This window comes from Arthrobacter sp. MMS24-S77 (assembly GCF_054888235.1).
In genome coordinates this window covers 1,042,569-1,054,975 of the sequence record NZ_JBTZRN010000001.1, presented here as the reverse complement: position 1 = coordinate 1,054,975, position 12,407 = coordinate 1,042,569, and the positions used below count along the sequence as shown (strand labels likewise).

8 protein-coding genes are annotated in these 12,407 nt (G+C 64.2%); 2 read left to right on the top strand and 6 right to left on the bottom strand.

Features of this window, described 5'->3' with window-relative positions; all coding sequences use genetic code 11:
- Window positions 1-48 precede the first annotated feature (48 nt).
- The gene (locus ACX5I4_RS04865) at window positions 49-798 is read right to left on the bottom strand and encodes a response regulator transcription factor (RefSeq protein WP_461835667.1); all 750 of its coding nucleotides are present in this window, start codon (window positions 796-798) and stop codon (window positions 49-51) included.
- Between the two features lie 98 nt (window positions 799-896).
- Between ACX5I4_RS04865 and ACX5I4_RS04860 the strand changes: the two genes are divergently transcribed.
- Both ACX5I4_RS04860 and ACX5I4_RS04855 read left to right on the top strand, forming a co-directional pair.
- A complete protein-coding gene (locus ACX5I4_RS04860) occupies window positions 897-2,564 on the top strand; it encodes a sensor histidine kinase (protein WP_461835666.1) in 1,668 nt (555 codons plus the stop codon).
- Between the two features lie 260 nt (window positions 2,565-2,824).
- Window positions 2,825-3,292: a very short patch repair endonuclease gene (locus tag ACX5I4_RS04855; RefSeq protein ID WP_461835665.1), complete on the top strand. Its 468-nt coding sequence runs from the start codon at window positions 2,825-2,827 to the stop codon at window positions 3,290-3,292.
- On the opposite strand, the gene ACX5I4_RS04850 is transcribed toward ACX5I4_RS04855, so the two are convergent.
- The 5 genes from ACX5I4_RS04850 to ACX5I4_RS04830 form a co-directional block, all read right to left on the bottom strand.
- On the bottom strand, window positions 3,234-3,467 hold the full coding sequence (locus tag ACX5I4_RS04850) for a PLDc N-terminal domain-containing protein (RefSeq protein WP_461835664.1): 234 nt from the start codon (window positions 3,465-3,467) through the stop codon (window positions 3,234-3,236). The two genes, ACX5I4_RS04855 and ACX5I4_RS04850, sit on opposite strands and share 59 nt — an antisense overlap.
- A gap of 71 nt (window positions 3,468-3,538) precedes the next feature.
- Window positions 3,539-4,729 (bottom strand): 5-methylcytosine restriction system specificity protein McrC, encoded by a 1,191-nt coding sequence (locus tag ACX5I4_RS04845; protein WP_461838649.1) that lies wholly within the window; start codon window positions 4,727-4,729, stop codon window positions 3,539-3,541.
- Between the two features lie 91 nt (window positions 4,730-4,820).
- Complete coding sequence (locus ACX5I4_RS04840) at window positions 4,821-7,052, bottom strand: McrB family protein (RefSeq protein ID WP_461835663.1); 2,232 nt, start codon at window positions 7,050-7,052, stop codon at window positions 4,821-4,823.
- 145 nt (window positions 7,053-7,197) lie between these two features.
- Complete coding sequence (locus ACX5I4_RS04835; protein WP_461835662.1) at window positions 7,198-9,159, bottom strand: DUF5107 domain-containing protein; 1,962 nt, start codon at window positions 9,157-9,159, stop codon at window positions 7,198-7,200.
- Window positions 9,159-12,332 carry a glycoside hydrolase domain-containing protein gene (locus tag ACX5I4_RS04830; protein ID WP_461835661.1) on the bottom strand — a complete coding sequence of 1,058 codons (3,174 nt, stop codon included), beginning with the start codon at window positions 12,330-12,332 and terminating at the stop codon, window positions 9,159-9,161. The genes ACX5I4_RS04835 and ACX5I4_RS04830 overlap by 1 nt, the downstream gene beginning before the upstream one ends.
- Window positions 12,333-12,407: the final 75 nt, after the last annotated feature.

Below are 12,407 nucleotides of genomic sequence, written 5' to 3'. Positions count from 1 at the left end.
CCTCGACCCACCGGCGAATGCTATCAGTTGCTCGCTGTGTGAAAAACTTTACGATTTTGCCGGGGCCAGGCGATAGCCCACCCCGCGCACCGTTTGGAGCCAGCGCGGATTCTGTGCGTCGTCGCCGAGCTTGCGGCGAAGATTTCCGATATGCACCTCTACGGACCGTTCGTCGGCTTCGCTCGTGTAATTCCCGACGTCGTAGGGTTCGTTCCGGAGGCGACGCACAAGGGCCGCTTTGCTCAAGACCGTGCGGTCCGCCTCAAGGAATGAGTACAGGAGGTCGAACTCCGTGGGAGTCAGCCTGACATCGTGGCCGTCGATGGAAATGGTCCGCGTCGCATAACTGAATTCGAGACCGTTGTGCCGGAAAGTCCGATCGGAAGGCGGGATATTTCCTGAGTTTGCCGCTGCGGCGAAAGCTCCGGAGCGCGGCCGGCGCATCATGGCGGCCACCCTGGCGCGAAGCTCGCGGGGCCGGAAAGGCTTGGTCAAGTAGTCGTCAGCCCCTGATTCCAAGCCCAAGAGGGTGTCCAGCTCGTCGGCCTTGGCTGTCAGCATGACGATATAAGCGTCGGAAAATTCCCGGACCTGGCGTACCACTTCGAAACCGTCAATATCAGGCAAGCCCAGGTCCAAGGTGATCACATCCGGCTGCACATCACGCGCTGCCCGGATACCGGCTCTCCCGCTCGCTGCCACATGAACCTCGAAGCCGGCTTGGCCCAGGACAACACGGACCAGTTCTCGGATGTCGTGGTTGTCTTCTATGACAAGTCCAACCCGCAGTACAGTCATCCCAGCCCTCTCAGCCCTGCTTCGGATGGAAGTATATCGGGCGACCGGTATCCTTCAGGCATGCGACGTGACCTCGAGCAGATACGATTTTTGGCGGCATGAAACGTCCGTTTGAATGGGACGCCAAGAGCGGCCGGGTTATGTTCTTTCAGCACGCCTTCCATGAGTATTCGCTCACCGATCGAGTAGCGCTCAGCCAGTTGCCCCTCACCGTGACGGTTTGCCTCACGGCGGTCCTTGTCGCCCTGCATTTTCCCGCCACCCTGGGCAATCCATTCTTCGTCGTCTTCCTGGCGACCCAAGCTGCAGCCTGGGTCCTCTGCTGCGCCGTCCCGTGGGACAGACTCCCTTTCCCCACCTTCCTCGCCATCCCGCTCCTGGACATGGTCTCCATCAGTTTGGGACGCGAAGGAGGCCAGGACAGCCCCATCGGAATCAGCCTGCTGACTGTCTTTCCCGTCATTTGGCTCTGCGCCTCGGGGTTGTTCCGGCGCTCTGCCCTGGTTATTTCTTTCCTGGGACCGCTCGCCATGATCTGGGTGCCGCAATTCCTCCACGGAACGTACACGCCTCAGGATCTGATGCGCGGTTTGCTGCTGCCCATCATGATGCTCGGCATCGGCGTGTCGATCAGCGTCATGACCCAGAGCATGGTCTTGCAGCAAAAGAGCCTCGAGGAAAGGGACGCCGCGCTCCTCCGGGCCCTGGCGGATAGTCAGCACAAGGAACGACTGCTCAACACAGTTCTGGAAACCGTCCATCTTGGCGTCGTTGCCATAGATGCTGACGGCCGCGAAATCATGATGAACCGAAAACAGCGAAAAAACCACGTGCTTGCTACACCTGGAGGCGCAGGCGGCCACGGCGAATCGCAACTTTTGGTTTTCGACGCGGACCGCACCACGCCCACGGCGGCAGATCGCAGGCCGATACACCGCGCCGCGATGGGGCAAGAGTTCACTGACTACCTCGTCTGGGTCGGAGCAGGCAGCGAACAGCGCGCCTTCACCACCAGTGCACGCTCCATGAAGGACGATGACGGCAGTTACTCGGGTTCAGTGATCGTGTTCAGCGATGTCACGGCTCTGATGAACGCGCTTGCCGCGAAGGACGATTTCGTATCGAACGTTTCCCACGAGTTCCGCACCCCGCTGACGTCCATCACGGGTTACGTGGAACTTGTCTTGGAGGAGGCCGAGGACTTGCCCATGTGGGCGGTGCAGCAACTCGAGATTGTGCAGCGGAACGCGGAACGGCTCCTCTCCCTGGTCTCGGACCTGCTGGCTGTCCGCTCGGGGCACATGATCGTTCAACCACACGCGGTGGACCTCTCCGAGCTGGTCAGGACGAGTGTCGCCTCAGCCGAGCCAAAAGCCAACGACGGCGGAGTGCGGCTTCACGTCGACGCCCCCGAACGATTGGAGGCACATGTCGATGCCAACCGTATTTCCCAGGTCCTGGACAACCTCATCTCCAACGCCATCAAATACTCCCCCGACGGCGGCGACGTGCACGTCACGCTGATGCAGGAGGAAAACGGAGTAGTGTGCTGCGTCAAAGACACCGGCATGGGCATGGGCAAGCAGGACCAGGCAGATGCCTTCACCCGGTACTTCAGGGCAGGAAACGTACGTAATACGGCCATTCAAGGCGTCGGTTTGGGACTTTCCATCTGCAAGGCAATCGTCGATGCCCACGGCGGGACCATCGGCCTGCAGAGCGTTCCCGGCGAAGGGACAACGTTCACGTTCCGCGTTCCAGCCTGAGCCCTACCAACGCCCGCTCACATCCAACGCGATTCCCACCGATCCCCGCTCACATCCGAAGCCTTTCCCACCGATCCCCGCTCACATCCGAAGCCTTTCCCACCGATCCCCGCTCACATCCGAAGCCTTTCCCACCGATCCCCGCTCACATCATGTGAGCGAGCGTTCCCGTTTTTGGCCGTAGACGTGAGCGAGGGTCGGGGATTTTGGGCACATAGGTGAGCGAGCGTCGCTGGAGAGGCCCTGCGTAGACTGAGGATATGGGCGAGAGCCGTGATCTGCTGACGCCTGAGCAACGCAGCCTGAACATGTCCAAGATCCGGGGCAAGAACACCAAGCCCGAGCTCCTGGTCCGTCGGCTCCTGCATGCCAAGGGGTACCGGTACCGGCTCCATGGCCGGGCCGCGGGCGGGAAGTTGCCCGGCAGCCCGGATCTCGTGTTTGCGGGCCGGCACAAGGTGATCTTCGTCAACGGATGCTTCTGGCACTTCCACGATTGCAAGGCGGGCCAGCACGCGCCAACGGCCAACGCGGACTTCTGGGAAGCCAAGCGAAACCGCACCCGGGAGCGCGACGCCGCACAACGGGAACTGCTGAGAGCCTCAGGTTGGGAGGTTCTCACCGTGTGGGAATGCGAACTGCGGGACAGTTCGGCTTTGGAGAGTCAGCTCACGCAGTTCCTCGACGGCGGCCGAACAGGAAGTAGCTCAGCGGCCCAAAGAAGTTGATGAAACATGCGGCCCGCCACACTGCTTTGCTGCCCCGGATTTGAGCCGCGGGTGTCTTGGCGATGCTTCGTTGGGCCGCCACCAGCAGCGCCAATTGTCCCGCACCCACCACGAGCACACCGGCGCGCTGCCCGGGGGTCATGTCCTTCCAGGATTTCTTCTTCTTGCCGCGCATGATGCCTCCATCTGCAAATGACTGCTCTCTCAGGCTAGTCCGCCTGCCGCCCGGACGGAACAACCATAGCCTCACCCACGCGCCTGCCGGACCACTTCTCCCCACGACTGCTGGGCCAGGTCCGTGACCGCGGCAAGAATCTCCGCCGGCGGCCGTGACAAGTCAAGCGGATACTCCACAATGTCGATGTCCGTGTTGAGGATCCGCCGCAGCTTCATCTCGCCCTTCCCCGCGTAAACCAGCCACGCCGTGGGTACCTGCAGGGCCGTGCAGTAAGCCAGCATTTGGTAGTGGTCCGCGTTCAGCGATGCCCCGGAATCCGTGGCGGCCTTGTATTTGGTGCCATACGCCACCACGGGCCTGCCACCCAGGAAATGTACGGCGTCCGGGCGCACTGTGAGCCGGTCCGAATCCCGCACGGCCTCGTTGAGTGTGGCACCGTATTGAAGCCGCATTTCACCCGGATGTGCTCGCATGGCCTGGCGCAGTGCCACGCCCACGAATTCCTCAAACACACGGGACATGTCCACCACGAACGAGGCGGTCTGCTGCTTTCCCTCGCCCGCTTCCGCAGACGCGTTCCGCAGGATGAGCTCGGCCAAACGGAGCACGGGGTGGTACCGGAGATTCATCCGATTGGCCTGCCACCGCGGGAGGGGAGCTCCGGACTGCAGACGCGTGACGGCGTCGAGCTTTCCCTTAAGCTGCCGCAAGCGGCTCAAGACGTTCTGCCGCACGCCGGGCACCTTGCCCATTCGCTCAAGGGCGGCACGGAGAATACGGTTTTCGGCAATGTCCTCGGTGAATTCGTCGTAGGAGACTTCCAGCGGAACCAGCATCCCGGGGCGACGAGAGATCTGGTCCGAGATCCGGATGCGGCCCTTGACCGTCCGGAGGGACTCATCCACGGTCAGGTAACCCTGCAGCGGACCGCGACTGAGGGCGCGTTCCGCCAGCTGGGCGAGGGATTCCGCCAGCGCGCTCCACAGGTCCTTGTGCTCGACGGCGGCCACGGAATCCTCGCGGAATCCCTGGTCTCCGGCGTAGCTGAGCAGGAACAGCAGCCGGCTCAAGCCCAGGCGGTCCTTGGGCCGTATCTCGAACTGGACGGTCGGGGTGCGCACGGAGCCGACCTTGCCCACGGGCTCGATCCTGTAGAGGCCCATCCCCATGGGCGAGGCCTTCGCGAGCCCGCTGGAATTGAGCAGCGCGGCGGCGTCCGGATCAAGCTTGTCCACAATGCCGCCGGAGAGTTCGTCCATGACGATGTGCCGGATAGCCGGGACCTTCGCGGAAGCGCGGGCGGCAGGCCGTCCGATACCCGGTGCGCGGGCGGGCCGGGGTGGAGCGGCCTTAGCGGGCCGCAAGTCGACCCAACAACTGGTCCAGACCGAAACGCTCTTCCAGCTGGGCCCGGTTCAGCTGACCGTGGTAGTGCTCCTCCAAGAGAGGCATGAGCTCGTACTTCCAGATCCGGCGCAGCCCGGCCGGGTTCTGGGCCGCGTTCTTCATGAAGTACGACGGGCCGATCATCAGGTCCCGGTCCCAATCGTCAATAGAGTCGTTCAAGGCGTCAAGCAGGTCCGCGTTGAGGGTGTCCAGGCCGCGGGCCGAGAGGAACCGCCTCAGCGAGCCGCGGATCGGTTCCACCTTCGGGTGCAATTCAACGAACGCGAACCGACGGCGGATGGCGGCGTCCATCATGGCGATGGAGCGGTCTGCCGTGTTCATGGTGCCGATGATGTAGAGATTGTCCGGCAGGCTGAACGGCTCGTTGGGGCTGTACTGGAGATAGATGCGGTCGTCCCGGTATTCCAGCAGGAAGTACAGCTCACCGAACACCTTGGCCAGGTTTGCCCGGTTCATCTCGTCGATGATGAGGAAGTACGGCTTGTTGGAGTTCCCGGGTTTCGCGGCTTCTTCCGCCAGGCGACGCAGCGGTCCGGCCACGAGTTTGAACGAAACCTGGCCGTCGTCGGTCTTATCCGGCCGGTAGCCCTCGAAGAAGTCCTCGTACGCGTAGGACGGGTGGAACTGCACCAGCTTGACTCGCTCATCGGTGCTGTCCCCGGCGAGCTCGGCAGCCAAGTGCTTGGCGAGGTACGTCTTGCCTGTGCCCGGAGGGCCGTAGAGCACCAGTTGGCGGTTCTCTTCCAGCAGCTCGGCGATCTCCTTGAGCGGCTCAAGCTCCATGTGCAAGGAGGCGGCGAACTCTTCCGTGAGCGGGCGGAACCCTTCCTGGACGGGCTCGACGACGGCGTCCGGAGCGGCGGTGTCCTCACCGTCGGATTCGGCTTCCGCGGGCAGGAGCGACTGCAGCGACTGGATGACCTTGGTAACGTCCACGACAATCCCCGGGGTGGAGAGCTGGCGTTGGACATGCCGTGGAGCCTCCGCGATGGGATGGGTCTCGTCGAACCAGCGCACTTTGCGACGGAGCCGGCGGTTGTCTCCGTTGTGTTCTGGTTCGCCCAGGACCACGCCGATCCTGCCGGCTCCGGAGCTCTGGAACAGGGCGAGGTCGCCCGGTTTCATCACGGTCAGGAACGCGAAGACGGCGGTCTTGGTGTCTTCCCGCTCTACGTAGCCGAGGTGCTTGTAGTCTTCATCCACCGCATGCTGGACCACGCCTGCTGTGACGCCGGGGCTGAGTTCGCGGAGGTGTTCGACGTCGAGGGTTGCCTTTTCCTCGTCCTGCCAGGCGGCAAGGAGCTCGGCGGAGTCTTGGTGCGTCCGCAGCAGCCAGGCACGACGGCCGGGATCCCCCACTTTGCGCCACTGGCTGACGAGCTGCCGATCGTACCAATCGATACGCTGGCCGGCCTGTTCGTCCAGGTGCAGCCGGATCCGGTGGACGTCCGCAGTGATGTCGTTTTCGGTTTCGCCGTGGGCGCCGCCCACGAGCGAAGCGAAAGCGTCCCGGATTTCGCGCCGCTCAACGTCTGCGACCACGGGCTCGAAGTAGCTGGGCCATGCCAAGTATTCGATGCTGCGCCGTATGGCTGGCTGGTCCTCGGGTGTTGCTGCGGCGAGCTCGTGGAATTTCAGCGGGTCCTTGAGGGCTTTGGTGATGCTCGCGTTGGACTGGCCATCGACGTGCGCCACGAAGCGGCACAGCCAAGTGAGGTGGTCCCAGATGGTCCAGTTGAACTCTGCGGTCCGGTCACGGATAACGCCGTGATCGGTCATGCCTTGGTACAGCTCCTTGGGCAGTTCGAGCTCGGGATCGAGCCAGGACGCGGCCTCGGCAACGCGGGCACGCTTCACCTTCAGCGATTTGACTTCATGGGCCAGGGGCAGGGACTGCAGGAAGAGCAGCTCGACGGCGAGCAACTTAGCCTCGCGGGATGCCCCTTCCAAGTTGTGACGCAGATTGGTCATCATGGGCGCTTTCGAGTCCCCGACGCCGTGCTCCAGCCGTTCCAGGAGCTCGGCGGCGGCGTCCACGGTCCAGGTGCGGGTGCCGGAGTCGAGCGCCGAAGCCTTGCCTTGCAGCCCCGGGCCCAGCACGAACCACGCCGCATCTTCGATCTCCTTGGAGATACCGGGGGCACGGGTCAGCGGGGTTTTGGTGGAGGGAGTCACCCTGCCAACTTACATGGTTTGGCAGGGTGACGGCATCAGGAAAGTCGGCGTACCCGCCTCATGCGCCCCACCTCATGTGTTCTGCCACATGCGTCCCGCCTCTTGCTTTCTGCCGCATGCGTCCCGCGCCCGAGCATTCCCCAAATCAATGCATTCCGAAGCGGTAGTTGGCAGGCACAGGCTCTCCAGGGCACACTTCCTGCCATAGGGCGGAGATCCCGTCTTCTCCTTCGCGGATGTCCGGTATCTCGACGCCGTCCCGCAGTATTGCTGCTGTTTCCTCGCCCCTGCCGACGCCCGCAAGGGCGAGGGCCGTCAGGAACCGAATGCGCCCGACGTCGGACATTCCGGCAGGTGCCTCGCTCGCCAAGGCGAGTGCCTGGGCGGGATTTCCGTGCCGGATGCTCAGCGTCATGGCTTCGCTGAGCAGTGGGACATTGGAGGGCTCGAGGCGGCTCGCTGCAGCCAGTTCAGCCAAGCCTTCGCCAATATTGTTGGTGGCGAGCAAGGCAACGGCGCGGCCACGGCGGGCGAGGACCGTGGAACGGGGCGAGAGGGTATGTGCCGCCAACGCGTCGGCGTACCCGGCAATCGCACCAACGAGGTCCTGGCGGGCGTGCTTCATGGTGGCCAGGTGGAACTGTGCTTCCGCTCCCCCGTCCTTTGCCAGGAGTTCTTCCCAATCGGCTCCAGCCACGAAACTATCGGCGCCCGTGAAACTCCCGCCTTCCAGCAGGCTGTGCCAGGGGCCTGTTTCCTCGATGGTGTCAGGCGTCGTATCGTCGGCGAAGGGTGTGCCGCTTTCGTCCAGCCAAACGCGCCCTGAGCGTCGCCGTCGGGCGCTCTCCAAAGCACCCCAGGCGCTGCCGCGCACCAGCATCACGTCCGGAGGCAGCGCATAGTTCCGTGTGGCTTCGGCGAGCGCGTCTTCCAGCTCCGCGTCCGGGACAAGGTCTTCGAGCCGGACGCTGGCATGGGCCACGGCCTCGTCCCAATCCTGGCCATGGGAGGTTCCGGGATCCAGTTTGGCGTTGCCGTAGGCCTCCACCCAGCTCCATTCGGCACGGGCAGGCATGACCAGGTGCTCGAACTGGGTCTGCGCCAACCCTGCCTGGATCTCCGCGTAGGGCTCGGCCCCGGGGCTGAGCCATTCCTGCCAGCGCTTCCCGCCGTCGCCCTGGCCCCAAACGAACAGCTTCTTCCCCCGCAGGAGGCTGGTGGACAGCATGGCGAGGCCGTCGCCGTCGCGGTCCACTGCGGCGATCCAATGCCGGTGTCCTGGCTGGATGTCGAAGAAGAAATCCGCAGCGTGCGGGCTGTTCACGAGCCACGTGGCATCCGTGCCCTGGTGCTCCGTAGGCCGGACGCGGGCGATGTCCGTGGTGTAGTCGCTGCCGAAAGCCTCGGAGGCGGGCGCAATCACACGTGTTTCCGATGTCTCCGGAACGGCGGCATTGCTCCACCAGTACATGGGGACGTCGTGGTCATGGGGGTTGCGGATCCGGACCGCCGTGAGCAGGACGTCCGAGTCCTCCGGAAGCCACATGTCCACTTGGAAAACCACTTCGCGGAGGCGTTCGAACTCCCACATCCGCAGCACGTCGTGGCCCTCGGGCGTTTTGACGATGGCCGCGTGCAAAGGATCGCAGGTGGTGGGCGAGTGCCCGCGGGTGCCAATGTTCCATTCGATACCGCCGGCGAACCAGGCTTTGCGCAGGGCGATGTTGGCGAACTGCAGCGTCCCGTGGGTGTGGAGGAGCTGCTTGCCCGAAGCCTTGTCGAAGAGCTCCCACAGCCGCCCGCCCAGGGTGGGGAGGACCACGGCTCGCAGCTTGCTGTTTTCGAGCACGACGGCGGGCACGTCGTGGGCGGTCCGCTCACGGGAGTAGCCGTCCTGCATCAGGTACGGGAACATGTTGGGCACCTGGCCGTAGCGTGCCGCGGCCTGCAGTTCCTCCGGGACGCCGTCGCCGATTCGGTACGGCTGGTCCAACTCAGCCATGACCACCGGCAGGGGGCTATTGGGACCCAACTCCGCCATATTCAGGGTGACGGTGGAGAAGTCCAGGGTGCTTGCCGTGCCAGTCTTCTCGGTATGTTCGAACATCAGTGTTTTCCAATCGTCAACAGAAGCCCGCGCTTCGGCTCAAGGGTGATGGGCTGGCCAGGCCCGTAACTCGCAGCCGTTTGAAATCCTTCGATGGAGTGCACGGTCACCGGGCTCGAGGCGAGGCCCGCAGCCCCTTCCGCCGACAGCGCTGGGGTCGCTCCGCCGTCGAACACCAATGTCACGTCCACCGGCTCAGCCGCCCACGACGCGAGCGCCACCACAGCCGCGCCATCCGGCGTCAGCCAGGTTGTCGCCAGAACCTCCGGATTGCTGCTCCGGATCGGGGCGTCGCTTGCCCAGTGTCCGATCATGGTGGCTTCTTCCAGGCCGTTGTTTGCCCAGAATTGCCACAACGGCCTGTTGTCGACGGCGGGAGCCCTGCCCGTCATGCCGAACACCATTCCGCGCCAGGGATTGCCGCCACCCTCCAGCATCTCCCCCATGAGGCCGAAGGGAATCCCGGAAAGCTCAACGAGCCAATATTCGGGCGAGGTATTTTCGTAGTCGAAGTACTCCCCGAACCACAGCCTGTCCACATAGGGCATGTGCTCCATGTACAGATTCGCCGAGGAGACCAACCCGTCCTGCGCAGTGAACTGGTTGGCCGAATGCAGGTCAATGTCCGGCCCGTCGGTAGTCCCGCAGTTGCGCTCGAGAACCTTGCGGACGCGGAGCATGGTGTGGCGGTCATACGCGATGTCATCGAGGTAGATGCCATCCAAGCCCGTACGCCTGGCCAGCTCCTCAAGGCTCCTCACGTAGAAGTTCTCCCAACGCGATTCCCCGCTGGTGACCACCGCGATGTCATCCACATCGGAGGCGAACCACGCTGACACGTAGCCGTTGCCAACATGTTCCTGCAGCCAGATATGGCCGAGGCCCGGTCCGTCACTGAACACCTCGTGCCCCAGCGAGAGCAAGGGCAGCAGCTCCGGGCTATGGAAGGTCAGCTCCCGGACGGTGTTGTAGACCTTGGCCCTGAGGCCGCTCCGGTGGGCTTCCTCGACATAGGCCGCCAGTTTCCCCGCCGTGAGAAGGGGATCGTTGATGTATGGGGCCGGCGTCGTGGCGTGGTGGACATTGACCAGGGTGGCGCCCGACGCAGCAATGGCCTCCGGCTCGGCAGGGGCATGGAAGAAGCGGTTGGCCAGATGCTTGGCAGGGTTGATGGGCTTGAACGGGGTGAGCAAGAGCCGGAAATCGAAGTCCAATGCCTCCCCCGTGGCCAGGGTACGGTTGCCGCTGAAGGCCGACACCGTGACCGTTTCGCCTGCAGTCCGCAGTGCCACGCCTCCCCGCACCGAACCGTCTTGCACCGAACCGTCTTGCACCGTGCCGTTGTGCCGGTTGGCCCACGACGCCGGTTCCACCAACGGCTTTTCCCGGTAGAAGTTCGTGTTGAGCGGCCGTTCATAGTTGCCGTCGCGCAGGGCAAGTTGCACGCCTGCGTTCACGCTGCCCAGCCAGAGGGAGTCCTGGTTGCGCTTGGCCACGTCCCATGTCCAGCCAAGGGTTTCGGGTCGCCGGCCGCCCGGAACGCCGAGTCCCATGGCGAGCGGAACAGTGGCCTCGTGGAAGTCGAGCCGCAAGCCGGCGTCGTCAATCTCCAGCGGTTGCCCGGCGGTGAGGTGCAGCGAAAAGGTGCACGCGCCGTTGGCCTCCAAGGTGCCCCGCAGCTCTGCTGAGAGCCCGACGTCGGCCGGCCCGCCGGCGCTGCCCGGCTCACCGGTGCGGCCCGTCCACCGGCAGCGCCACGACACTTGGGCCGGGCCGTCCGCCGTGAATTCCAGGGGCGAGTAGCTCCATCGCAACGGCGCTTTCCCGCCTGCGGGGTCGGCAAGGGTGACGCCGAAGTGCAAAGGCGCGGCGAACAGCTCGACGGCGGGGCCATCACAGGCGGTTACCGAGGGAGTGAAAGTCGAGGTCAGCTGGGCCGGGAGTCCGGATTCCGCAAGCCGTACGTGGCGACCCAGGATGCTCAGCGTGCGGCCCCGTTCGTCGAGAAGCACCTGCGTGAACGGGGCGACGAGTTCGCGATCCTGGGCCGCCGTCGAATCCAACCAGGCAAGGCGGCGAAGGTACTCGGGTTCGCCGAAACCGCCGTCGGGAATGTCCGGATCGGCGTCGTCGAGCGACAGTACGTCCAATGTGACCGTCACGGTGCTGGCTGCAGCGCCATCCGCGGCCACGGCAATATTCGCTGTGAGGGCGGTTCCGGCGGCGTCGATCGGGACGGACAAGACGGTGTACAGGGCCTGCACCCTGCCGCGCGGAACGGTCAACGTCCGGGACAGGGGCTTCCCCAAGCGGTCCGTTCCAGCGGTGTTAAGGCAATGTCCGGCCGTGGGTGGCTGCATTTCCACCGTGACACCCGTGAGGTCCTGCATGGCGTAGAGGCCCAGCCGCACAATGTAGTCCTCGCCGGGTTGCGCGACGTCGTTGAATTCCTTGCGTGGACCATCGATGGCCCAGTGCGCCGGGAGGGCGTCCCGCATCGAGATGGGTGTGAGCCGGTTCTCCGGGAAGAGCAGGAAAGGTTCCGTGCAGTGTTGTTCGCGCAGTGCGGCCACCTCGTCCGCGGTGGCCGTGAAGTTCATGGGAGCGAACGAATCCCGGGCGCTGGCGGCCTCGTAGCTGATCACCCGCGCGCTGGGGATGTGCAGTGCTGGCAGGCGCGTTGGTTGCAGGTGCCAGGCGGACTGCTCGACGGCGGCAGCCCACAGCGGATCCGCGGACGGCCTTCGCGGGAGGTACTGGGCCTGGGGGTAGTGGGGCTTTCCAAGCATCGCGTAGGGAAGGTAGTAGAACCAGTAGTCGCCGGGGCCGTCCACTGGTTCGAAGACGAGCTGGCCGGACTCCCGCTCAGCACGCTCCACCACAACATTGCGGACTCGGCGGCCGCTCTCCGCAGAGACCACGATGATCTCCACGCTCGCTGGGTCGGCGTCCTGGCGCCGCCACGGCAGGATCACCCGACTCGCTATAACCCCGGTGGTGGAGCGGGTCCCGTCGGCTTGCACTGCCTCCGCGTCAGCTTGAGCGCCCTCCGCGTCCACCCGCACGACGAAGCGGTGGTTTCCATAGAGCAGCTTGTCCCATGCCCCCGTGCCACATTCCACCTCCGGATGGCCCGAAAGTTCCGGGCGGACAGCGGTATGACCAGATTGCATCTTTATGACTCCTGAATGGCATTTTCAATCGGAATATTGCAACCATCCTTGACCCCAGGCGTCATCATGTAAAGG

Coding starts and splice junctions, on each gene's coding strand:
- ACX5I4_RS04865 (WP_461835667.1), bottom strand. CDS start 798: ATGACTGTACTGCGGGTTGGACTTGTCATAGAAGACAACCACGACATC.
- ACX5I4_RS04860 (WP_461835666.1), top strand. CDS start 897: ATGAAACGTCCGTTTGAATGGGACGCCAAGAGCGGCCGGGTTATGTTC.
- ACX5I4_RS04855 (WP_461835665.1), top strand. CDS start 2,825: ATGGGCGAGAGCCGTGATCTGCTGACGCCTGAGCAACGCAGCCTGAAC.
- ACX5I4_RS04850 (WP_461835664.1), bottom strand. CDS start 3,467: ATGCGCGGCAAGAAGAAGAAATCCTGGAAGGACATGACCCCCGGGCAG.
- ACX5I4_RS04845 (WP_461838649.1), bottom strand. CDS start 4,729: ATGGACGAACTCTCCGGCGGCATTGTGGACAAGCTTGATCCGGACGCC.
- ACX5I4_RS04835 (WP_461835662.1), bottom strand. CDS start 9,159: ATGTTCGAACATACCGAGAAGACTGGCACGGCAAGCACCCTGGACTTC.
- ACX5I4_RS04830 (WP_461835661.1), bottom strand. CDS start 12,332: ATGCAATCTGGTCATACCGCTGTCCGCCCGGAACTTTCGGGCCATCCG.